This window comes from Mesorhizobium sp. MC2-1-1 (assembly GCF_057597255.1).
The window spans coordinates 3954722-3977521 of record NZ_CP195205.1 but is presented as its reverse complement, the minus strand read 5'-3'; the positions used below and the strand labels follow the sequence as shown (position 1 = coordinate 3977521).

The 22800-nt window shown below is 63.2% G+C and carries 23 protein-coding genes; 15 read left to right on the top strand and 8 right to left on the bottom strand.

The features are described from left to right. Nucleotides 1-9: 9 nt before the first annotated feature. Complete coding sequence (locus tag ACR64R_RS19665; protein ID WP_487357956.1) at nt 10-945, top strand: glutathione S-transferase family protein; 936 nt, start codon at nt 10-12, stop codon at nt 943-945. Nucleotides 946-1366: 421 nt separating this feature from the next. Here the strand turns inward: ACR64R_RS19665 and ACR64R_RS19660 are convergent, their stop codons facing one another. Both ACR64R_RS19660 and ACR64R_RS19655 read right to left on the bottom strand, forming a co-directional pair. Beyond that, nucleotides 1367-1588, bottom strand: coding sequence for a hypothetical protein (locus ACR64R_RS19660; RefSeq protein WP_487357955.1), 222 nt, complete (start codon nt 1586-1588; stop codon nt 1367-1369). Nucleotides 1589-1866: 278 nt separating this feature from the next. Beyond that, nucleotides 1867-2334: a hypothetical protein gene (locus tag ACR64R_RS19655; protein WP_487357954.1), complete on the bottom strand. Its 468-nt coding sequence runs from the start codon at nt 2332-2334 to the stop codon at nt 1867-1869. 73 nt (nt 2335-2407) lie between these two features. Here ACR64R_RS19655 and ACR64R_RS19650 point away from each other — a divergent pair, with 73 nt between their 5' ends. From ACR64R_RS19650 to phoB, 7 genes are all read left to right on the top strand, one after another. Further along, the gene (locus tag ACR64R_RS19650) at nt 2408-5746 is read left to right on the top strand and encodes a response regulator (RefSeq protein WP_487357953.1); all 3339 of its coding nucleotides are present in this window, start codon (nt 2408-2410) and stop codon (nt 5744-5746) included. Between the two features lie 582 nt (nt 5747-6328). Beyond that, complete coding sequence (gene pstS, locus ACR64R_RS19645; protein ID WP_487357952.1) at nt 6329-7387, top strand: phosphate ABC transporter substrate-binding protein PstS; 1059 nt, start codon at nt 6329-6331, stop codon at nt 7385-7387. Nucleotides 7388-7451: 64 nt separating this feature from the next. Further along, entirely contained in the window at nt 7452-8438 is a 987-nt protein-coding gene (gene pstC, locus ACR64R_RS19640) for a phosphate ABC transporter permease subunit PstC (protein WP_487357951.1), read from the top strand. A gap of 3 nt (nt 8439-8441) precedes the next feature. Continuing rightward, nucleotides 8442-9293: a phosphate ABC transporter permease PstA gene (gene pstA, locus ACR64R_RS19635; RefSeq protein WP_487357950.1), complete on the top strand. Its 852-nt coding sequence runs from the start codon at nt 8442-8444 to the stop codon at nt 9291-9293. Continuing rightward, nucleotides 9290-10093 carry a phosphate ABC transporter ATP-binding protein PstB gene (gene pstB, locus ACR64R_RS19630; RefSeq protein WP_487357949.1) on the top strand — a complete coding sequence of 268 codons (804 nt, stop codon included), beginning with the start codon at nt 9290-9292 and terminating at the stop codon, nt 10091-10093. Before pstA ends, pstB begins: the two co-directional genes overlap by 4 nt. A 20-nt stretch (nt 10094-10113) precedes the next feature. Then, the gene (gene phoU / locus ACR64R_RS19625; RefSeq protein WP_487357948.1) at nt 10114-10821 is read left to right on the top strand and encodes a phosphate signaling complex protein PhoU; all 708 of its coding nucleotides are present in this window, start codon (nt 10114-10116) and stop codon (nt 10819-10821) included. Between the two features lie 17 nt (nt 10822-10838). Continuing rightward, on the top strand, nt 10839-11528 hold the full coding sequence (gene phoB / locus ACR64R_RS19620; protein ID WP_010911896.1) for a phosphate regulon transcriptional regulator PhoB: 690 nt from the start codon (nt 10839-10841) through the stop codon (nt 11526-11528). Between the two features lie 30 nt (nt 11529-11558). Here phoB and ACR64R_RS19615 read toward each other — a convergent pair whose 3' ends face one another. Further along, on the bottom strand, nt 11559-12794 hold the full coding sequence (locus ACR64R_RS19615) for an ROK family protein (RefSeq protein ID WP_487357947.1): 1236 nt from the start codon (nt 12792-12794) through the stop codon (nt 11559-11561). A gap of 267 nt (nt 12795-13061) precedes the next feature. On the opposite strand from ACR64R_RS19615, the gene xylF reads away from it, so the two are divergent. The 4 genes from xylF (at nt 13062) to ACR64R_RS19595 (ending at nt 18318) form a co-directional block, all read left to right on the top strand. Next, nucleotides 13062-14102: a D-xylose ABC transporter substrate-binding protein gene (gene xylF / locus ACR64R_RS19610; protein WP_487357946.1), complete on the top strand. Its 1041-nt coding sequence runs from the start codon at nt 13062-13064 to the stop codon at nt 14100-14102. 231 nt (nt 14103-14333) lie between these two features. Then, entirely contained in the window at nt 14334-15686 is a 1353-nt protein-coding gene (locus tag ACR64R_RS19605) for a sugar ABC transporter permease (protein WP_487357945.1), read from the top strand. 76 nt (nt 15687-15762) lie between these two features. Continuing rightward, nucleotides 15763-16563 (top strand): ATP-binding cassette domain-containing protein, encoded by an 801-nt coding sequence (locus ACR64R_RS19600; protein ID WP_487357944.1) that lies wholly within the window; start codon nt 15763-15765, stop codon nt 16561-16563. A 132-nt stretch (nt 16564-16695) separates the two neighbouring features. Then, on the top strand, nt 16696-18318 hold the full coding sequence (locus ACR64R_RS19595) for a CHASE domain-containing protein (RefSeq protein WP_487357943.1): 1623 nt from the start codon (nt 16696-16698) through the stop codon (nt 18316-18318). A 64-nt stretch (nt 18319-18382) separates the two neighbouring features. On the opposite strand, the gene ACR64R_RS19590 is transcribed toward ACR64R_RS19595, so the two are convergent. From ACR64R_RS19590 to ACR64R_RS19575, 4 genes are all read right to left on the bottom strand, one after another. After that, nucleotides 18383-18628: a YMGG-like glycine zipper-containing protein gene (locus tag ACR64R_RS19590; protein WP_487357942.1), complete on the bottom strand. Its 246-nt coding sequence runs from the start codon at nt 18626-18628 to the stop codon at nt 18383-18385. A gap of 83 nt (nt 18629-18711) precedes the next feature. Further along, nucleotides 18712-19038: a hypothetical protein gene (locus tag ACR64R_RS19585; protein WP_487357941.1), complete on the bottom strand. Its 327-nt coding sequence runs from the start codon at nt 19036-19038 to the stop codon at nt 18712-18714. A gap of 359 nt (nt 19039-19397) precedes the next feature. Continuing rightward, nucleotides 19398-20414, bottom strand: coding sequence for a sensor histidine kinase (locus ACR64R_RS19580; protein WP_487357940.1), 1017 nt, complete (start codon nt 20412-20414; stop codon nt 19398-19400). Between the two features lie 169 nt (nt 20415-20583). After that, nucleotides 20584-20748 (bottom strand): DUF1328 domain-containing protein, encoded by a 165-nt coding sequence (locus tag ACR64R_RS19575; protein ID WP_349007609.1) that lies wholly within the window; start codon nt 20746-20748, stop codon nt 20584-20586. Here ACR64R_RS19575 and ACR64R_RS19570 point away from each other — a divergent pair. Then, nucleotides 20747-20992: a hypothetical protein gene (locus tag ACR64R_RS19570; RefSeq protein ID WP_487357939.1), complete on the top strand. Its 246-nt coding sequence runs from the start codon at nt 20747-20749 to the stop codon at nt 20990-20992. The genes ACR64R_RS19575 and ACR64R_RS19570 overlap by 2 nt on opposite strands. A 27-nt stretch (nt 20993-21019) precedes the next feature. On the opposite strand, the gene ACR64R_RS19565 is transcribed toward ACR64R_RS19570, so the two are convergent. Then, the gene (locus ACR64R_RS19565) at nt 21020-21814 is read right to left on the bottom strand and encodes a response regulator (RefSeq protein ID WP_487357938.1); all 795 of its coding nucleotides are present in this window, start codon (nt 21812-21814) and stop codon (nt 21020-21022) included. 216 nt (nt 21815-22030) lie between these two features. Between ACR64R_RS19565 and ACR64R_RS19560 the strand changes: the two genes are divergently transcribed. Together ACR64R_RS19560 and ACR64R_RS19555 are read left to right on the top strand one after the other, a co-directional pair. Next, complete coding sequence (locus ACR64R_RS19560) at nt 22031-22234, top strand: NepR family anti-sigma factor (protein ID WP_487357937.1); 204 nt, start codon at nt 22031-22033, stop codon at nt 22232-22234. A gap of 3 nt (nt 22235-22237) precedes the next feature. Next, a complete protein-coding gene (locus tag ACR64R_RS19555; protein ID WP_487357936.1) occupies nt 22238-22786 on the top strand; it encodes a sigma-70 family RNA polymerase sigma factor in 549 nt (182 codons plus the stop codon). The last annotated feature ends 14 nt before the right edge of the window (nt 22787-22800 follow it).

Below are 22800 nucleotides of genomic sequence, written 5' to 3'. Positions count from 1 at the left end.
AGGACCAAGATGGCAAAGGCAGCAACGAAGAACGCGAAGAAACCCGGGGCCAACGCCGCGGCAAAGCCTGCGACGAAAGCGGCTGCGAAGGTGACTGCAAAAGCCGCACCCCAGGCGACGGCAAAGGCCGCACCCCAGGTGACGGCAAAGGCCGCACCCCAGGTGACGGCAAAGGCCGCGCCCAAAGTGACTGCAAAAGCAGCACCCAAGGTGACTGCAAAGGCCGCGCCCAAATTGAAGCCGGCTAAGAAGACGGGTGTCAAACTCAGCGTGCTGAGGCCAAGTGTCAACAACATGACGGTGCGGGTGTTCGCGCGCGCGGCCGGGCTCGATCCCGTGGAGACCGATGCCTGGGGCCATACGCGCTCGCCCGAGTTCCTGGCGCGCAATCCGGCGCATCTGACGCCGATGATCGAGGACAAGGGCCTGCCGCGCGGCGTGCTGTGGGAAAGCTGCGCCATCATGCAGTACCTCGCCAACAAGCATGGGCTGGAGAAGTTCTATCCGAAGGCGCCGGCCAAGCGGGCGATGATAGACAGCGCCATGTTCTACCTCGTCGGCACGCTTTATCCTTACGTCGCCAGAGCCACCTATCCGGCACTCGGCTTCCCGCATTATGCCGGCGAGGTCGGCCACAGCGACGCCCACCCCGACAAGAAATCGGAAGCCCAGAAGGCCGCCATGGCCGCGATCGCCGAACCGCTGGAGGTGTTTCATTCTTTCTTTCGCGACGGCAAGCCGTTCATCGGCGGCAACCACCCGTCTATCGCCGATATAAGGCTGGCGGCGACGCTCGAATTCCTGGCGGTCATCGACTATGCGCTGCCCAAATGGGCGAAGGAGTATATGGCGGCGCTGGAGAAGAAGCTCGGCAAGGCTTATGCGGAACCGGCGGGCGATGTGCGCGGCTATATCGCGCATGTGAAGTCGCAGACCAGGGCATAGCAACCCGTCAGGTTAAGGTTCCGTTAACCAAAGACCTGTCTACTGCTCCTAGTCCTCTCGGCGACCACGGATGTACTGGCGCCATGGCGAGGCAAGGGAAAGGTCGGCTTCGCGCCGACCTTTTGCTTATCCAGGGACCTCGCGACGCAATCACGACATATGATTGCGTCGCCGGCAGGCCAGCTGAAATTGTCATCCTCGTCATGGATCTTACGATACTTTCACGCTGCGCGGTTGCAACGGGGATCGAGAACAACCGCCATCCATGTCGGCGGCGACGGAAGGCGCGCAATGCCTATGTCGATGCGGCGACCGGGTCTTGCGGGACTGCCCGCCGGTCAGCTTCTCGCCGTCGCTCGCGCACGCGGGCACTGTCTTCACGCCGAAGTTCAACTCGCCGAAGAGTGAGCGGAGCTACGGTTCAGGCGAGACTGCGCGCACGCCTGATCTGGGCGTGCTTTTCCAGCACCGGCATCTCGAAGACGTAGTCGTTCCAAGCGGAGTCAGGGATTTGCCCGGCAAGGTAACAATCCAGCAGTAGGCTTTGTTCGGGAGTAAGAGGCCTCGGTGCCTGCTCATGATCCAAACCAAGCGAATGGATCAGGTTCCTGGTCAGGCCAGAGACGGTGAAGTGAAAGGACATCTTCAGTCTCCTGTGTGGGGTTCGATACCATCAGTGCGAGGAAACGTCCTTCACCGGTCAAAGGTTTCATCAGCAATCCGTGATCGTGCCGGCGGCTCGACCGTGGCCGCCTGAAAATGTTCTCCGGCTGCCATCTCAACCTCGAGGTGGGGCGAGTTTGGCCAGCGGCGCCGCCTGCGTCGCCTCAGAAAACGCAAGGCCGCGCATGCTAGCCTGGCCGCGAACTGATGCGGTCGCCGTCCTTTGTCTGATCCATCCGGCCCAGCCGTCGGATTCAATTATTCGCAGACGACCCGATAGCGCTCGCGGTCTTCTCCGACATTCCTGCAGGTCAGGGGTTTCTGCTCACCGGAAGACGTATCGGGCAGACCCCTGGATGGGGTCGCCGAAACGGGCCGGGGGCGGCGCCGCACCGTGGGACCAGGCGGTGCGCTCGGCGGCGGAGGAAACACATCCGACACGATCTGCCTCGATGCAGTCGTTCCCGGCGGTGCCTTGTCCCAGACGCGCCTGACGTCCATCCGGCTTGGAACGACCACGGTGCCGTCGTCGCTTCGCGCGCAGCCGCTGGCCGCGACCAGCGCCGGGCAAAGGACCAAAGCGGCTATTCGACTGAACATGGGCAACACCTCAAGCGCCTTATAATGTGTCGTTGCCCCGATAGCCAACAGGCGGATTACCGCAGCCCGCGCCACGATCCGGACTCTGTCAACGGCATCGAAGGTCAGGTCGTTGCCGTCCATCATGGTTAGCGGATCGTTAATGCTTGTCGGGCACATTTCCGCGACGGGCCGCTGCGGTTCGGCCTTGGGGGTGGGAATGGCGGATACGGACGGGATTGTCGGGGCGGACAGCGCGCGTAATCCCGACAAGTCGGATATGCGCGGCAACGGTGCCTCTCCCCGTGACATGGTCGAGGCTTCGGAGGCGCTCGCCAGTATCAGCCTGATGGTCGATTCGATGCCGATCGGCGTAGTCGTTCTCGATGCCGAATTGCGGGCGGAGGTGGTCAACCGGGCATTCTATGACTTCTGGGAGATCGATCCGCGGCGCGCGCCTGCCGGCAGTCGCTTTCGCGACCTCATGGAAGCGAGCCGCGACGCCGATCCGTTTGGCGGCGAGGAGCAGGCGTGGCAGTCGCACGTCGCCGAACGCGAGGCCGAGATTCTTGCCGGCGCCGCAGGCTCCAGGCAGCTGCCGCGCAAGGACGGCCGCACCCTGATCGCCTCGCTGGCGCCGCTTCCAGGCGGAAAAAGGCTGATCTCCTATGTCGACATCACCGACATGAAGCGGCGTGAGACCGAAGCCGAGGACGCGCGCAGAAACCTCGCGACCGTGCTGGAGTCGCTGCCCGTAGGTGTCATCATCTACGACCGCGACGACCGCTTCGTGTTCGCCAACCGCAAGTTGCAGGATACGCTGCCGGCGCTGAAGCCGGCCTGGCAACCAGGCGGCACATTACGCGACGCGTTGGCGCTGGGCCATTCGATCGGCTACTTCCGCTCCAGCGGCGACGCTGGGATCGACGGCCTCTATGGCGTCGACACCGAGCGCTGGCTCGACGCGATGCTCAGGCGGTATCGCCTGCGAAGCTCGTCCTACGAACGCCTCAACCCCGACGGGCGCTGGTACCAGGTCTATGACACGCGAACCGATGACGGCATGTTCATCGGCGTGCGCATGGAGATCACCGACGCCAAGGCTCGCGAGAAGGCGTTGCGCGACTCCATGCGCCAGATCGACCTCTACCGGCATGTAATGGACGAACTGCCCGTGGCGGCCTTCATCAAGGCCGACGATCTCAGCATCGAATTCGTCAACAAGGCCTGGTGCGCGCTGACCGGCCTCGCCAAGGACGAGGTGTTTGGCAAGACGGATCGCGAGCTGTTCGCCACGGCGGAGGCCGACGGCTTCGCCAGCGACGACACCGATGTCATAGCGACCGGCGTGGGACGCGAGGTCGAGGAGGCGGTCACCCATCGCGACGGCACGGTGCGGCAGCTGATGACGCGCAAGAGCCGGCTGGTGGCGATAGACGGCTCCGTGCATCTGGTCGGCTCCAGCACCGACATCACCGACGTCAAGGCGCGCGAGCAGGCGCTCCGGCAAAGCATGAGCGAGAACGAGGTGTTTCGTAGCCTCATCGACAACGTGCCGGTGTCCATCTACGCCAAGCGTTCGGATCTGAGGCAGTTCTACGTCAACAAGGGCTGGTGCGATCTCACCGGCTTCAGCAAGGAAGAAGCGATCGGCAAGACCGACGTCGAGATATTCGGAGCGGATGGCGAAGCCTTCGTCGCCGGCGATCTCGCCGTGTTGCGCACCGGCGAGACGCAGGAGATCGAGGAGACAGTGACGCTGCCCGACGGCAGCGTCAGGCATCAGTTCGCGCGCAAGGGCGCGATGATCGCCTCTGATGGCTCGCTCTATCTCATCGGCTCCACCACCGACATCACCGAACTCAAGCAGCGCGAGGCCGAGCTCGGCGAGGCGCGGCGGCGGGCCGTGCTCGCCGACAGGGCCAAGTCGGAATTCCTCGCCAATATGAGCCACGAGATCCGGACGCCTATGAACGGGGTCCTGGGGATGGCGGAGCTGCTGGCAAAGTCGGACCTCGATCCGAAGCAGAAGACGTTCACCGACATCATCGTCAAATCCGGTAACGCGCTGCTCACCATCATCAACGACATTCTCGATTTCTCCAAGATCGATGCCGGCCAACTGGTGCTCGACCCGGCGCCGTTCAATCTGACCGAGGCGATCGAGGACGTGGCGACGCTGGTCTCGACGCGCGCAAAGGAAAAGGACCTGGAACTCATCGTCCGCGTTCAGCCGGGGCTTGACGGGCAGTTCGTAGGCGATGTCGGCCGCGTCAGGCAGATCGTCACCAACCTGCTCGGCAACGCGGTGAAGTTCACCGACGAGGGCCATGTGCTGGTCGACGTCGCGGGCGAGCGGGTTCCGGCCGGAACACGGCTTACCATCTCGGTCACCGATACCGGCATCGGCATTGCGCAGGACAAGCTGAAGCTGGTGTTCGAGAAATTCAGCCAGGTCGACGCCTCCTCGACAAGACGGCATGAAGGCACCGGGCTTGGTCTTGCCATCACCTCGCGACTGGTCGAGATGATGGGCGGCGAGATCGGCGTCGACAGCGCCGAAGGCAAGGGTTCGACCTTCTGGTTTACAGTGACGCTGCCCAGGGCCGAGCAGGTTGGCCAGCGCATCATGCCGGTCGACGTCACCGGCGCCCGCGTGCTCATCGTTGACGACAATGCCGTCAACCGCTCGATCCTGAGCGAGCAGATGGCGTCGTGGATGTTCGATTCCTGCGCGGCCGAAAGCGGCGCCGAGGGGCTGAAGGTGCTGATCGCCGCCGCCGCCTATGGCGTGCCGGTCGATTGCGTCGTGCTCGACTACCAGATGCCCGGCATGACCGGCGCCGAGATGGCGCGCATCGTGCGCGGCACGACGGGCCTGGCGCATACCCCCATCATCATGCTGACGTCGGTCGACCAGTCGCTTTCCAACACCACCTATCGCGACCTCGGCATCGACGCGCAGCTGATCAAGCCGGCGCGCTCCTCGATCCTCCTGGAAACGCTCGTCGCGACCATCCAGCGCCATCGCCAAAGCAGCACTGCCGTGCATCCACAGCCGGCAGGCCGCCCTGACGCACAGCAGGCCGCGACGGCGGCGCCAGACCGCGCCATGCTGCAGCCGCCGCCCGTGCGTGCGCGCCCGGCCGACGCGGTGCGCGGGCTCGATATCCTCGTCGCCGAGGACAATGAAGTGAACCAGATGGTATTCACCCAGATTCTCGGAGAGACCGATTACCGCTTCGAGATCGTCGCCAACGGCCGCAAGGCGCTCGATGCGTTCGGCAAGCTCAATCCGCGCATGATCCTGATGGATGTCTCGATGCCGGAGATGAGCGGGCTGGAGGCGACGGGCGCCATTCGCCGCATGGAGGAGGACATGGGCACGCATGTGCCGATCGTCGGCGTCACCGCGCATGCGCTCAAAGGCGACCGCGAGCGCTGCCTGGAGGCCGGCATGGACGACTATCTGCCGAAGCCGATCAGTCCGCGGGCGCTGCTCGAAAAGCTCGAGCGCTGGCTGGGCGCCGACGCGGAAGTCCGGCGCAACGCCGGCTAGAGGAGTTCAGCGGCGGGTCGATCGCCGGCCATTGGGATGGAGGACTACGGCGAGACTGCCGGGTCCAGCCGCCGCGCGCCGTCCTTGATGCGCTGACCGGGCGAAATCGCCGGCGGGCAAAAGGTGCTTACGTATGCGTATGGCGCGATCGCGCCATATCAAAACAAACGCCAAGCTCTGACAATCATCATATTGATTCCGCTTCGGTTACGGGCGGGAGCAGCGACCGCCAACAAGAAACAGCGTCGACTCTACCCCAACGGACCTGTTTTCGGCGACGGCCGTGCCATGATCCGCTCTGGCATAAAGGCAACGCGCTCTCGTCCGGATTTTATTTCCCGGCGGCCGCGATCCGGCCGCCGGGATAAATTTTGCTTCAAAAGCCAGGCAAGTCGCTGATTCCCACGGCAAACTCCGGCCGGTCCGTAGAGGCCGCCGAAGACCTCCCCAAGCATCCCCGTCCAGGCGTTACCGGGCTGACACGAAACTGTCATGTGACTGTAATAATCGAAGGCTATTGCCCTGACCGGGCGCCGATACAACGGGTGCCGAGAGACCATCTTCCGAACAGGAGCAGGCCACATGAGACATTTCATCCGCTCGGCGGCCGTTGCGATTGCAATGGCTGCGGCATCTACCCTTAGCATCTCCGCCGCGATGGCAGCCGACATTTCCGGCGCCGGCGCCACCTTCCCCTATCCGATCTACGCGAAGTGGGCCGACGCCTACAAGAAGGAGACCGGCATCGGTCTCAACTACCAGTCGATCGGCTCCGGCGGCGGCATCAAGCAGATCAAGGCCAAGACGGTGACCTTCGGCGCTTCCGACGCGCCGCTGAAGGGCGAGGACCTCGACTCCACCGGGCTTGCACAGTTCCCGATGGTGATGGGCGGCATCGTTCCGGTCGTCAACCTCGAGGGCGTCAAGCCGGGCGAACTGGTGCTCGACGGACCGACGCTGGCCGACATCTTCGCCGGCAAGATCACCAACTGGAACGACGCGGCGATCAAGAAGCTCAACCCCGACGTCAAGCTGCCCGACCAGGCGATCGCTGTCGTCCACCGTTCCGACGGCTCGGGCACCACGTTCAACTTCAGCTACTACCTGGCAGACGTCAGCGCCGACTGGAAGTCGAAGGTCGGCGTCAACACCGCGCTCGAGTGGCCGGTGGGCATCGGCGCCAAGGGCAATGAAGGCGTCGCCAACAACGTTTCGCAGACCGGCGGCGCGATCGGCTATGTCGAATACGCCTATGCCAAGCAGAACAAGCTGACCTACACCGACCTGATCAACAAGGACGGCAAGAAGGTCGAGCCGACGGCGGCGGCATTCTCGGCCGCCGCGGCCAATGCCGACTGGAGCTCGAAGCCGGGCTACGGCGTCATCCTTGCCAACCAGCCGGGCGCCGAAACCTGGCCGATGACGTCGGCCACCTGGATTCTGGTTTACAAGAAGCCCGATGATGCCGCCGCCACCAGCGAGGCGCTCAAGTTCTTCGCCTGGTCCTACGCCAAGGGCGATGAGATGGCAGCGAGCCTGGACTATGTCCCGATGCCCGACGCCGTCGTGAAGAGCGTCGAGGAAATGTGGGGCAAGGACATCGTCGACGCGAACGGCAAGCCGCTCTACTCCGGCATGTAATTCTCAGCGAATGGGGAGGGCGTCTCTGGCGCCCTCCCGTCTCTTTCGAAATGCGAGGGGCTAGATGACTGCCGTTTCCGAAGCCGCGACATCGTCCGCAATGCGGGCCAGGGAAGCGACAGTGCGCCGCTTCGCCTTAACCGACATGGTCTTCCGGGCGGCTACGCGCGCTTCCGCCATCCTCGTGCTTGTTCTGCTTGGCGGGGTAGCCATCTCGCTGATCGCCGGATCATGGGAAGCGCTGTCGAAGTTCGGCATATCCTTCCTGACGACCGAGTCCTGGAATCCGGTCACCGAGAATTTCGGCGCTTTGGCGCCCATCTACGGCACCATCGTCACCTCGACCATAGCCATCGTCATCGCCGTGCCGATCGGCATCGGCATCGCCGTCTTCCTGACCGAGCTCTGCCCGCGTCCACTGCGGCGTCCGATCGGCATTGCGGTCGAACTGCTCGCCGGCATTCCCTCGATCATCTACGGCATCTGGGGTCTGTTCGTCTTTGCGCCGTTCCTGCAGACGACGATCCAGCCGTTCGTCATCTGGCTCTTCAAGGGTATCCCCGGACTCGACAGCCTGTTCGCCGGCCCTCCCTACGGCATCGGCCTGCTGACCTCGTCGCTGATCCTGGCCATCATGGTGCTGCCCTTCATCACCTCGATCACCAAGGACGTGTTCGACACGGTGCCGGCGGTGCTGAAGGAATCGGCATACGGCATCGGCTGCACGACTTGGGAAGTGACCCGGCGCGTGACCATCCCCTATACGCGCGTCGGCATCATGGGCGGCGTGATGCTCGGACTGGGGCGCGCGCTGGGCGAGACCATGGCCGTCACCTTCGTCATCGGCAACGCGCATCGCATCAGTGCCTCGCTGTTCGCGCCGGGAACGACGATCTCGGCAACGATAGCGAACGAGTTCACCGAGGCCGACGGCAACCTCTACACATCCTCGCTGGTGTCGCTTGGTCTGATCCTCTTCATCATCACCTTCATCATCCTCGCCATCGCGCGCTACATGCTGTTGCGCATCGATAGCCGCACGGGAGCCTGACCGATGTCGGTAGCTATGTCGCTTCATCAGAGACGCAAGCGCAAGAACGCCGTGATGATGGCGCTCTGCGTCATTGCCGCCGGCATCGGCCTTGCCTGGCTGGCGCTGATCCTCGGCGCGCTGATCTACAAGGGCGTTTCCGGCATCTCACCCTCGGTCTTCACCGAGATGACGCCGCCGCCCGGCGACGCCGGCGGCCTGCTCAACGCCATCTACGGCAGCATCGTGATGACCGTCATCGGCATCGTCGTCGGCACGCCGATCGGCGTTCTGGCCGGCACTTACATGGCCGAGTATGGTCGCTTCTCGAAACTCACCACGGTGGTGCGTTTCATCAACGACATCCTGTTGTCGGCGCCCTCGATCATCATCGGCCTGTTCGTCTATGAACTGATGGTCCGGCCGATGGGGCACTTCTCGGCGATCGCCGGCGCCGTCGCATTGTCCATCCTGGTGATCCCCGTCGTGGTGCGCACCACCGAGGACATGCTCAACCTCGTGCCCAACGCGCTGCGCGAGGCGGGGACCGCCATCGGCGCGCCGCGCTGGGTGGTGATCCGTTCCGTCGCCTATCGCGCGGCCTTGTCCGGTATCGTCACCGGCATATTGCTGGCGATCGCTCGCATCTCCGGCGAGACGGCGCCGCTTCTCTTCACCGCGCTCAACAACCAGTTCTGGTCGAGCAATCTCAATGCCCCGATGGCCAGCCTGCCGGTTACCATCTTCCAGTTCGCTCTCAGCCCTTACGAGGAATGGCAGCAACTGGCCTGGACGGGCGCACTCATAATAACCCTGACGGTTCTCGGGTTGAGCGTCATCGCCCGCAGCCTGACCGGACGCAGAGAGGACAGATGAAACCGATGTTGTCCACCGACCTGAATACACCCGACACGATCGTCGAGAAGGCCAAGATCGAGGTCAAGAACCTCAACTTCTACTATGGCCAGTCGAAGGCGCTGAAGGACATAAACCTGTCCCTGCCCGAGCGCAGCGTGACCGCCTTCATCGGCCCGTCGGGCTGCGGGAAGTCGACGCTGCTGCGCGTGCTGAACCGCATCTACGAGCTCTATCCGAAACAGACCGCCGAGGGCCAGGTGCTGCTCGACGGCAAGAACATCCTCGACCGCTCGCAGGACCTGAATCTGCTGCGCACGAAGATCGGCATGGTGTTCCAGAAGCCGACGCCGTTCCCGATGTCGATCTACGAGAACATCGCCTTCGGCGTCAGGCTCTACGAGAAGATCAGCAAGGCCGAGATGGACAATCGCGTCGAACAGGCGCTGAAGCGCGCCGCGCTCTGGACCGAGGTAAAGGACAAGCTCAACGCCAGCGGCCTCAGCCTCTCCGGCGGCCAGCAGCAGCGCCTGTGCATCGCCCGCACCGTCGCGGTGAAGCCCGAGGTGATCCTGCTTGACGAGCCGGCCTCGGCGCTGGATCCGCTGTCGACGGCCAAGATCGAAGAGCTGATCGACGAATTGCAGGCCGATTACACGATCGTCATCGTCACCCACAACATGCAGCAGGCGGCGCGCGTGTCGCGGCAGACGGCGTTCATGTATCTCGGCGAACTGGTCGAGTTCGACCGGACCGAGAAGATCTTCACCTCGCCCCGCGAGAAGCGCACGCAGGACTACATCACCGGCCGCTTCGGCTGAGTTCATACGAGGACAACATCATGGCCGAACATACCGTCGCCTCCTTCGACGAGGATCTGAGGCAGATCAGCCGGCTCATCAACGACATGGGCGATCTCGCCGGCTCCATGGTCGGCGGCTCGACCCGGGCGCTGCTCGAAAGCGACAATGCGCTGGCGCAGCGCGTCGTCTCCGACGACGCCATCATGGACGCGCGCCAGCGCGAGCTCGACGACCGCGCCATCACACTGATCGCCAAGCGGCAGCCGATGGCGGACGACCTGCGCAACGTGGTCGGCTCGATCCGCATGGCGGGCGACCTCGAGCGCATCGGCGATCTTGCCAAGAACATCGCCAAGCGCGTCGGCTCGGTCGGCGTCGCCGCCGCGCCGCGCGATCTCACGCATTCTATCGATTCCATGGCGCAGATGGTGCTGATCCAGGTCCAGGGCGTGATCCAGGAATACATGGTCGGCGATGCCTCGGCGCTCGCCAAGCTGCGCAACGACGATGAACGCATCGACGTCAAATACACCTCGGTCTTCCGCGAGCTCTTGACCTACATGATGGAAGACCCGCGCAACATCACCGCTTGCACGCATCTTCTGTTCTGCGCCAAGAATCTCGAGCGTATCGGCGACCATGTGACCAACATCGCCGAGAACGCCTATTATGTGCTGACCGGCACGCAATTGCCCGCGAACCGTCCGAAGCAGGACGAGACGGCAATGTCGGCGCCGGCTGTCTGACGGAAAAGGTTACCCCGATGATCGCGCCACGAATCATGGTGGTGGAAGACGAGGAGCCGCTGGGGGTGCTGCTCCGCTACAATCTCGAATCCGAGGGCTACCAGGTGGAAGTGGTCACCCGCGGCGACGAGGCCGAAATCCGCCTTCAGGAAAACGTTCCCGACCTGCTCGTGCTCGACTGGATGGTGCCGGCCGTTTCCGGCATCGAGCTTTGCCGGCGTCTCAGGATGCGGCCCGAGACCGAGCGGCTGCCGATCATCATGCTGACGGCTCGCGGCGAGGAAAGCGACCGCGTGCGCGGCCTGTCCACCGGCGCCGACGACTATCTGGTCAAGCCGTTCTCGACGCCGGAGTTCATGGCGCGCGTCAAGGCATTGCTGCGCCGCGCCAAGCCGGAGGTGCTGTCCAGCGTGCTCAAGGTCGGCGACATCGTGCTCGACCGTGAATCGCACCGCGTTTACCGCAAGAAGAGCGAGATCAGGCTCGGCCCGACCGAGTTCCGCCTGCTCGAATTCATGATGCGCCATCCCGGCCGCGTGTTCTCGCGCAGCCAGCTGCTCGACAATGTCTGGGGCGAGACGATCTATATCGACGAGCGCACTGTGGACGTCCATGTCGGGCGCCTGCGCAAGGCCGTCAACAATGGCCGCATGCCGGATGTCATCCGCACCATCCGTGGGGCGGGCTACGCGATCCGGGAGGACTAGGGATACGTATCTCGGCGCTTGCACTCGCCACTATGCAACGTGCTTGCCCGCTCTCGCCTGGACGCCCGGCGCGAAAATCTCCTGGTCGACGAAGGTCAGAGCGCGCATGGCGCAGCCTTCGCGGATCAGTGGCAGTTCGTTCGGCTCGGTGTCGAAGGAGATCGATTTCGAGTGCTGGCCGCCGGCGGTCTGGGCGATCGCCTCCCTCAGCGCCGGCTCGATCAGGTCGAAGGCGGCCGCGCTGACGCCGACCATCGCGACGGGCGCCGGGTCGATGAGGGCGAACAGGCTGCCAAGACCGAAGCCAAGCGCCTCGCCTGCGCGGCGATAGGCCTCGCGCTCCAAGCCGTTCTCCTGCCGGGCCTTTGCCGCCAGCGCCCGCATGTCGGCGTCGCCGACGTCGGTCGGCGTTGCATCCTCGCTTATTCCCATGGCGCTGCGCCAGATCGCATAATTGCCGGCATAGGCCTCGACGCAGCCGCGGCGGCCGCAGCGGCAAAGCGCCCCGCCCGGCCGGTGGATCATGTGGCCGAACTCGCCGCCGGAGGAATGCGTGCCCATGAAAAGCTCGCCCTTCAGCACCAGGCCCATGCCGATACCGTGTGAGAGCAGGATCGCGATGAAATTGTCGCGATAGCGCTCGGGATCGCGCCATTGGAGCGCCACCGCCATCATGTTGCAATCGTTTTCCATCGTGGCCGGGATGCCGAACTCCGCCTCCAGTATGTCGGCGAAGGGAATGTCCGTCAGTGGCGTGATCGGCGACCACAGCATGGCGCGCGCTTGGGAATCGGCGATGCCCTGAATGCCCATGGCAATGCGGGCGACGCTGCCGACATCGAGGTCGGAATCCTCCAGCCGGCGCCTGACGATGGCGACGCATTCGCCGATCAGTTCGTCGCGCGGCAATGTCAGCGTGTCGAGTCGGCGCTGCTCCTCGGCGATGACCTGGCCGGCATAGTCGATGACGGCGACGGAGAGGAAGTTGAGCGACAGCACCACCGTCAGCACCGCGGCGGCTTCGGGGTTGAGCGCGAGACCGATCTGCGGCCGACCGCGTCGCAAAGCCGTCGGCTCGCTGGCCTTGCTTTCCGCGAGAATGCCCTCCTGGATCAGATCGGCGGAGATCGCCGAAATGGTCGAGTGGCTGAGCCCGGTGGTGGCGGCAATCTCCGTGCGGGACGGCTGGCCGGCGCGACGCACGGCCGCAATCACCATGGCGCGATTGCGCCGGCGCAAGTCGTCGTGGCGGATTCCGACCGACATCTCTCGCACGTCCTCCCGGGTCGTCGCGGCCTTGTGATGATGCCTTGGCCTGTCGCCGACACGCTATGGATAGTGGCAGAAGCCAAAGCCCATGTCATTATTTATTGCGAATGTCGAAAAAATCCCGGGACACATCAAAAGCCATCAGAATCCCGGTTGACAGGGCCGTTTTGCTGCACCACTATTTTTTTGAGGCTCGAAAAAAAGCCTCTTTGCCGGTCTTCGGACCAGTCTGGGTCGCGCCGCCGAGGGCGCAGGGAGGATATCATGAAGAAATTCGCAGCCGCCATCCTGGCGGGCGTTGCCATGTCGCTGACGCTGGCGTCGGTCGCCGAGGCGAAGGGCAAGGTGATCGGCGTCTCGTGGTCGAATTTCCAGGAAGAGCGCTGGAAGACCGACGAAGCGGCGATGAAGGCTGCCATCGAGGCCGCCGGCGACAAGTATATTTCGGCCGATGCGCAGTCCAACCCGGGCAAGCAGCTGACCGACGTCGAAAGCCTGATCTCGCAAGGCGCCAACGCGCTGATCATCCTGGCGCAGGACGCCTCGGCTATCGGGCCGGCTGTGCAGAAGGCCCTGGACGAAGGCATTCCGGTCGTTGGCTATGACCGCCTGATCGAGAACAAGGACGTGTTCTACCTGACCTTCGACAACAAGGAAGTCGGCCGCATGCAGGCCCGCGAGGTGTTCAAGGTGAAGCCGGAAGGCAATTACGTCTTCATCAAGGGCTCTGGCGCCGATCCGAACGCGGATTTCCTGTTCTCCGGCTCGATGGAAGTGCTGAAGGAAGCCATCGACAGCGGCAAGATCAAGAATGTCGGTGAGGCCTATACCGACGGCTGGCTGCCCGCCAACGCGCAGAAGAACATGGAGCAGTTCCTGACCGCCAACGACAACAAGGTCGACGCGGTCGTGGCAGCCAATGACGGCACCGCCGGCGGCGTCGTCGCTGCGCTGACGGCGCAAGGGCTGGCGGGCACGGTCCCGGTCTCCGGCCAGGACGGCGACCACGCGGCGCTTAACCGCATCGCGCTCGGCACGCAGACCGTGTCGGTGTGGAAGGATGCGCGCGAGCTCGGCAAGAACGCCGCCGAGATCGCATCGCAGCTCGCCGACGGCAAGAAGATGGGCGACATCGCCGGGGCCAAGGACTTCACGACGCCGGGCGGCAACACGGTCAAGTCGCTGTTCCTGACCCCGATCGCGATCACCAAGGACAATCTGAACGTCGTCATCGACGCCGGCTGGATCAAGAAGGATGAGGTCTGCGCGGGCGTTGCCGCCGGCAGCGTCAAGGTCTGCAACTGACGCTCTGCCGACTTTCGATCAAAATCCATGCGCCGCGGGCAGGAGCGGTTCAATGAACCGCTCCTGTTCCTTGTCTCCGCGATCCCGGACGGAAAACCGCTACGCATTTTTCCCGGGATTGCTTCAAGCCCGAGGCGTTCTCTCAAAAGATTTGTGTTTCCGCCCTTGGCGGATAGCTTCTAGGCTTGGTTCCGGCATCCGCGCCAGACGACAAGCCGGCGGGAGGAAATCATGACCGACACGACGTCTACCCCCCAGGCGGATACCGCGCGTGCATCGGAACTAAACGCCGTCGCCAGATTCCTGAAGGCGACCGAACTCGACACCCGCATGCTCGGCATGATCGGCGCGCTGCTCCTGATCTGGATCGGGCTGCATGTGATCTCCAGCCTGCGCCTTGGCGTCAATCCGCTCGATTTCGACAGCCGCACGTTCCTGACGCCACGCAATCTCTGGAACCTGTCTGTGCAGACTTCTGCCGTGGCGATCATGGCCTCCGGCATGGTGCTTGTCATCGTCATGCGCAACATCGACCTTTCGGTGGGATCAGCCGAAGGGTTGATCGGCATGGTCATGGGTTTTGCCCAGGTGCATTTCCTGGGTCGCTTCGTCGGGCTCGAATTGGGCAACCCCTGGATTTGGATTCTGGCGCTGGTGATCGGCCTGGCGCTCGGCCTCGTCATCGGCGCCTTCCAAGGCTTCATCATCGCCTATCTCGAAGTGCCGGCCTTCATCGTGACGCTGGGCGGCCTGCTGGTATGGCGGGGTGCGGCCTGGTGGGTCACCAGCGGCCAGACGGTGGCGCCGCTCGACGCCACGTTCCAGCTTATGGGCGGCGGGCCGGCCGGATCGATCGGCGCCAAATGGAGCTGGGCCGTTGGCATCGTCGCCTGCCTGGCGGTGGTCTTCATGCATTTCAACGGTCGTGTGCAGCGCAAGCGCTTCCGATTCCCGCTGCGTCCGGTCTGGGCCGAGACCCTGCTCGCCACGGTCACCTGCGCGATCATATTGGGGGCGGTATGGCTCGCCAATTCCTATCCGTGGCCGGTCGGCATCGTAAACCGCTACGCCGCCGCCAACAACATCACCGTGCCCGAAGGAGGGCTGTTCATCGCGCATGGCATAGCCATTCCGGTGCTGATGGCCGTCGCCGTCGGCCTGATCATGACCTTCGTCACCAAGCGCACGCGTTTCGGCCGGTATGTCTTCGCCATCGGCGGCAATCCGGAAGCAGCCAACCTCGCCGGCATCAACACGCGTTGGATCACCATGAAGGTGTTCATGATCATGGGCGTGCTGGCGACGATCGCGGCGGCGATCTCGTCTGCCAGGCAGAACTCCTCGACCAACGTGCTGGGAACGCTGGACGAACTGCTGGTCATTGCGGCCGCCGTCATCGGCGGCACCTCGCTCGCCGGCGGCTCCGGCACCGTGCTCGGCGCCATGCTCGGCGCGCTTTTGATGCAGTCGCTGCAGTCCGGCATGGTCCTGCTCGGCGTCGATTCGCCGCTGCAAAGCATAGTCGTCGGCGCGGTGCTGGTCGTCGCGGTGTGGCTCGACACCATCTATCGCAAGCGCGTCTGAGAATGATTGCCAAAAGATGAAACCGGTTTTCGGGACGAGATCGTGCCGAAAGATGGACCATGGGAGAAGAACCAACATGGCTGAAAAATCCGCTCCCGCCGGCGTCCCGCTGGTCGACATGCGCAACATCTCGATCGCCTTCGGCGGCATCCGCGCCGTCGATGACGCCTCCGTCGATCTCTTCCCAGGCGAGGTGATGGCGCTGCTCGGCCACAACGGCGCCGGCAAGTCGACGCTGATCAAGATCCTTTCCGGCGCCTACAAGCGCGACGGCGGCCAGATATTCATCAATGGTGAGGAGGCTTCGATCTCCAACCCGCGCGACGCCAAGAAATACGGCGTCGAGACGATCTACCAGACGCTGGCGCTGGCCGACAATGTCGATGCCGCCGCCAATCTCTTCCTCGGCCGCGAGCTGATGACGAACTGGGGCACGCTCGACGACGTGGCCATGGAAGCCGAGGCGCGCAAGGTGATGGGCAGGCTCAATCCGCGCTTCCAACGTTTCAAGGAGCCGGTGATCAAGCTGTCGGGCGGGCAGCGGCAGTCGGTGGCGATCGCGCGTGCGATCCTGTTCAACGCCCGCATCCTGATCATGGACGAGCCGACGGCGGCGCTCGGCCCGCAGGAAACGGCCCAGGTCGGCGAACTGGTCAAGCAGCTCAAGGCCGAAGGCATCGGCATCTTCCTGATCAGCCATGACATCCATGACGTGTTCGACCTCGCCGATCGGGTCTGCGTGATGAAGAACGGCCAGGTGGTCGGCACCGCTCGGACGACCGATGTCACCCAGGATGAGGTGCTCGGCATGATCATCCTCGGCAAGTGCCCGCCTGGCGCGATCCCCGGCCCCGGCGCGCTGAGGATCGCGGCATGAGGCCGAACGGATAGCCGGCTAATTAACGGCTGCGTGATGTGCCAGCCGCCGGCATGATTTGACCGCGCCATTGTGTTGGCGCGGAGACTTGCCCATAAAGGTCGTCGACCGTCCAGGGGCCGTATATCTGATTTGAAGAAGCTCTTTCCTATCGTTGCCTTCGTCGCCGTCGCGCTGATCAGCCTGACGATGGCGGGGTTTGCGTATTTCGCGACGCAGGAGGCGTCACGGATAAAATTCGAAGGCACTGCCGACGATGCGCTCAATCGCATCGAGAGCCGCATCGACCTGCATCTGTCGCTGTTGCGTTCGACACAGGCTCTGTTCGACGCGCGCAACGGCGACATCACGCGCGGCGAATTCAACGCCTTCTTCACGGCGCTCAATATTGCCGACAACTACGCCGGCCTGCGCGGCATAGGCTTCCTCAGGCTTGCCAAGGCCGGCGACGAGGCTGCGGTCGAACGCGACATCCTGCACGACCATGGGTCGGCCCACCCGATCTATCCCGCCACGACCGAGCAGTGGCGGACACCCATCGTGTTGTTCGAGCCGCTCGACACGTCAAACCAGTCGATCATCGGCTTCGACATGTTCAGCGAACCGGTGCGGCGCGCGGCGATCGAACAGGCGATGGCCGATGACCAGCAGCATGCAAGCGGCCTGGTTCAGCTTGGCCAGGGCGCGGGCGTAACGCAAACCTTCACGGGCTTCCTGGTCTTCGTGCGCTTGAACGTCGAGACCGCTCCGGACGTCATCAATGCAAGCCGCTCCTCGACCGCCGGCTTTCTCTATGCCGCCTTCCGGGCCGGCGACCTGTTCCAGGTCGCGCTCAGCCATTCGCCGCTGCTGCCGGTCAATGTCGAGGTCTATGACGGCAAGCCCGAGGCCGGCAATCTGCTCTTCCGTTCGGAAGCGCCGCCGGCGGAACGTATCGGCGCGAGGCTTATGGCGCGTCGCGATATCGTCGTCGCGGGCAGGCCGTGGACCGTTCTGTTCAGGCCCACGAGCGCCTTCGAGCCGCCATCCTCGCGCGCCATTCCGGTGATGCTCGGGCTGTTCGGCCTGCTGCTTGCCGGGGCCATCGCGCTGGTGGCGCGTTATCAGGAGCGCGCCTATGACGCGAAATCGGCGCTGCACGAGGCGACGGAAAAGAGCCTGCTGGAGAAGGACCTGATCCTGCAGGAGATGAAGCACCGTATCAAGAATTCGATAACTCGCGTGCTGGCGATCGCCCGACAGACGGCCTCGCAGGCCACCGACGTCAAGGAGTTCTCGGCATCGTTTTCAGCGCGCCTCCAGGCCATGGCTGCGTCGCAGGACATGCTTACGCGCTCGCGCTGGCAGAAGGCCGATCTCGGCGACCTGCTGCGCATCGAACTCGGGCAGGTGTTCGGCAAGGACCTTCCCGAAGGGGTCTTGTCAGGCCCGGAAGTGCTGCTCGACGAGACAACCACCCAAGCGCTCGGGTTGACATTCCATGAGCTCGCGACCAATGCGCTGAAATACGGCGAAGCCGGCAGTTCCGTGGGTGCGCTCAAGGTCGACTGGACTGTCGAGGGGCGCGGCCGTGAGCGGACGCTCACGCTGAACTGGCGCGAGGCGGGTCAGAAGAAGCTGGAAGCGCCAGCCAAGACCGGCTTCGGCACCAGGCTTATAGATCTCAACGTCACGCGCGAATTGCGCGGAAGGATCGCGCGCGACTATCAGCCTGACGGATTGAAGGTGGAAATCAAAATTCCGCTGACCGCATGAGCGGTGAAAGCTTCGGTTGACGGTCTGGAGCCGAAGGCCGCCGGGCGGCCTTCGGCTCTGGAATTTAGTTGCAGCGAGCCGTGTAGATCCGGCCGCGATGATCGCGATACTGGCAATAGCCGTTGCGCAGGTTGCGAACCAGGAGACCCGACCCTGCACCGACCGCCGCGCCGATCAGCGCACCCTTGCCGCCGCCGACAAGGCCGCCGACGCCGGCGCCAATCAAGCTGCCGCCCACCACATCTTTCTCGGTCGTGGTGCAGCCGCTGACAGCAACCACGGCAACCATGGCAATAATGATTTTCCGCATAGAAAAGCTCCTCACTTGTGTCCTCAATTTTGGCAGTGCCAACCACCACTTAGCATGAAAAAACGGGCTTTGCCTGCCCGATCTTACTGTTGTTTAAGATAGTCTTTTTCCGGGCGCACGGTGTTGGAGGCGACAAGCATGCCCGAAACCTCCAGCGACGCGATCAGCGTGCCGTCGGGCTTCACGTTCCAGACGATCTGGTCGTAGTCGTCTTCCAGCGCCGGATCGACTGTAAGACATTTGCCGATGATATGGGGGGCCCGGCCTTGCAGGTCGCCCAGGGCGAAGGGCCTTTCGGCTGTGCAGGCTTGCTCGGTCTCGAAGACGCTCACCGGGACCTGGAGTTCGCGGCAGTCGGTCATCGAGTTCGAGCAGCCGACGACGAATAGTAATGCGGCGATGTGTTCCATGGGTCCAAACCTCTCGCAGCAACAACGGTTCTCGGCGAACAAAAGTTCCGGCCGGGGCCTCAGAGCCATGGTTTGAGGTATGTCATTGCTCAGCATAGCCCGAGCAGTTCTGTGCGGCATGAATTGGCCGCATACCAAAACCGCATGCGGGGATCAGGACAAATCCCAGGAGCCCGGCGCCGGGAAGTGCGAGCGCGCCGAGACCGAGCGAAGGATGGGACGACCGCGGCGCCGGCGCCAGCTTCGGCATCCAGGAGGCCGCCAATCTAGACACGGGGGGTCTGCTCCAGCCTGTCCGGCAGCCCTTCTCCTTCTCCAGGTCGCGCCAGCCTCTGGCGTCAAGGAAAGGACCGGCGCAATCAATCCGTCTCGAAATTTCCATGCGGGACTTTGAGGCGGTATTCCATACGGCCTTTACCGATATCGAGCGTCGCGGAACCATTCAGCGACATCGGCACGACGCGCTCCAGCGCCACGCTGCCGAAGCGTTTTTCGTTGCGCTGAGCGTCGCCGACTGCCTCCGTCCAGATGAGCAAAAGGTTTGGAGATGTACCCGCTTCGGGTTCGAGCCTTGCGCTCACCTCGACGTGACCGTTGGGCCGCGACAGCGCGCCATAACTCACGGAGTTAACGGCCAACTCATGCATGGCGAGGCCGATATGCAGGGCTGCGTTGGGACTGAGATAGGGATTCTCGCCAGCGAACCGCAAGCTTTGCCCTAGGTCGCTGCTGTATCGGCCGACTTGGCCGGAGACGAGCTCCTGCAGTGCCGCTCCCCGCCAGTTGGAGGACGTCACCAGGTCCTGCGAGGAGGCAAGCGATTGCAGCCGGCCGCGAAACCGCGCCAGGAACTCACCAAGGGTCTCGGTATAGCGGCCGGTCTGGGTCGCGATGCTCTGAATGATGGCGATGAGGTTTTTCGACCGATGGCTGACCTCGCGCAACAGCGTCCTCAGCGCCTGCTCGCGTCGTTTCTGCTCCGTCGTTTCCACCATGGTGGTGACGACGCCGAACACTTCGCTGGCGTCGTCGTGGTCGGCATCGATCCAGATGTGAAACCAGCGGACGCCCTGGTTTCCCGGAATGCTGAGCTCAAGCTGATCCGCGTTGCCGGATTCAATCACATTGAGCTTGGCGACTCTGATGCGTTCGGCCTGCGCCGGCGAAAGCAAGTCCTTGCCGTCTGCCATTTCGGATACCCAGGGCGCGGGCATGTTGCGCGCCCATACCGTCTCCATCTGCCGATCCTGGTAGAGAACCGAGATTCCCGCGTTATGCAGGGCATGAAGCAACGCACGTCCTACCTGCATTCCGTTCTCGGCGGGAGGGATCGCGATCACTTCGCCATTGTCTTTCTTGGGACCGTCGGAAGGCATTGGGGTATCCCCCTCGGTCCTTGAACGGCTCAATCCGCAACTGGTTCCGCACGTTGTCGACGAGACGGATCGCAGGCTCCCAAAAACGGTCCGCCGGACGGTGCTCTTTTGAAGCGCCGCCCGGCGGTGGCTGGAAACCGTTTGAGGGGTGCGGCTTCCAGTGTTGGGGTCAAGCTCTCCTGACGAGGCCAGCGATAAGCGAAATCACCAGGAAGGCGAGGAAGATGAAGAACAGGATCTGCGCGATACCTGCCGATGTGCCGGCGATGCCGCCGAACCCAAGCGCGCCGGCGATGATCGCAACTACGAGAAAAACGAGCGCCCAGTACAGCATGATGCGTCTCCTTCTTGCGTCGGGAAAAGAACGTGGCTCGGTGTGGTTTGTTCCACCATTTGCGGAAAAATACGATCCCCTCGACGGGGACTTTTTCAGTGCACAAACAGCTAAGGCCGTCGCGCTGCAACATATGCATTCGACGCGCTTCAAGTCTTATTCAAAGGATATGGTTTGCGAGACCCGCCGCGCACTTCTGGGCAGAGAAGCATTAAGCGTCACGCTTGGCGAAGGCCCCGCGTGACGCTCGAGATTCAAGCTCCGGAAGGGATCAGGCGGCGGCTTTGGCCTGGCGATCGAAGAACAGGGCCTGGCTGATCAGAGCCTTGACCATGTCGGGATTGAAAGGCTTGGTGACCAGAAAGGCGGGCTCCGGGCGCTCGCCGGTCAGCAGGCGCTCCGGAAAGGCCGTGATGAAGATCACCGGCACCGGCGTCGACGACAAGATCTCGTTGACGGCTTCGATGCCTGAGCTGCCGTCGGCCAGCTGGATATCGGCCAAGACCATTTTCGGCCGCGTCTTGCCGAAAAGTGCCACCGCCTCGGCATGGGTTCGCGCGGTGCCGACCACGCGGTGGCCGAGGCTTTCGACCATCTCCTCGATGTCCATGGCGATGAGCGGCTCGTCCTCGATGATCAGTACGTCGGTCGCGACTTGCCGCGAAATCTCGTTACTCGCCTGGGCAAGCAGCTCCGAAAAATCATCTTCGTCGACATCGAGGATTTCCGCAGCCTCGTCCTCGCTGAAGCCCTCGACCGCAACCAGAAGGAAAGCCTGCCTGGGCAAGGGCGCGAGCGCGTTCAGGTTGGCCGCTGCCCGTTGCTCCCAGGCGGTCTGCGCCTGTTCCTGCGGCACGCGGATGGCCACGGATGTGAAGAGCCTTGCGAAAACCTTGTACAGCGCGATGCGGTCGCTCGAGGCTTCGGGAAAGATATTGGTGTCGGCGATGATGGCTTCCAGCATCGCGGCGACCAACGCGTCACCGCTCTCCTGCGATCCCGATACCGCCCGCGAGAAGCGGCGCAGGAACGGAAGATGCGGAGCGATGGTGGCGGACAAACTCATTATTTACGTCTCCCTCAGATGACGTTGCACGTTCAAGGCCGCGCCGATTGCAAGCCCCGGACGCCAAACGCCGGCCTTGGGAAAAAGTTCCAACGACTGTGGAACTAAATTTGCAGGCGGGCGTTTCGTGGTCTCGGGATGGGCAACCAGACGACAGTTCCGCTTGCGTTGTGCTGTGAAGTTATGAGCGGTTCGGCGCTGGAAACTAGGGCTACTATGAAAGAAATGACAAAAAAACAGATGACTGATGCCGCAAGCAGGCATCGGACCGGGGACGGCAACCCGCTCGGAACAAACTCCGAGATAGGCCGCAAGCTCAAGCAGTATTATGACGAGTTGGTTTCGGATCATGTGCCGGACCGTTTCGCTCAGTTGCTCAGCCAACTGGAACAGGCCGAACCTGCCCAGAAAAAGGACTGAGGCATGGCGGTATCCCAAGGCTTCAAGACCGACCTGCTCGGTGCAATCCCGAGCCTTCGCGCGTTCGCCGTGTCGCTGACGCAGAATGCCGACCGGGCCGACGACCTCGTCCAGGAAACCCTGGTCAAGGCGTGGGACAAACATGAGAGCTTCCAGCCCGGCACCAATCTGAAGGCATGGCTGTTCACCATCCTGCGCAACGAATTCTATTCGCAGATGCGCAAGCGAGGCCGCGAAGTGCAAGACAGCGACGGAATCATGACCGCCAGGCTTGCCGTCCATCCGGCCCAGCATGGCCAGCTCGACCTCAAGGATTTCCGCGGCGCGCTCGAGCAACTGCCCGAGGACCAGCGCGAAGCCATCATCCTGATCGGCGCCTCCGGCTTCTCCTATGAGGAAGCCGCCGAGATCTGCGGCTGCGCGGTCGGCACTATCAAGAGCCGGGTCAGCCGGGCTCGCACGAGGCTGCAGGAGATCCTCAAGATTTCCGGAGAGGATGAGTTCGGCCCCGATGCGATCTCGGCGCAGGTCACAGGGTCGAACGCGGCGTAAGTGGATCGCCTGAT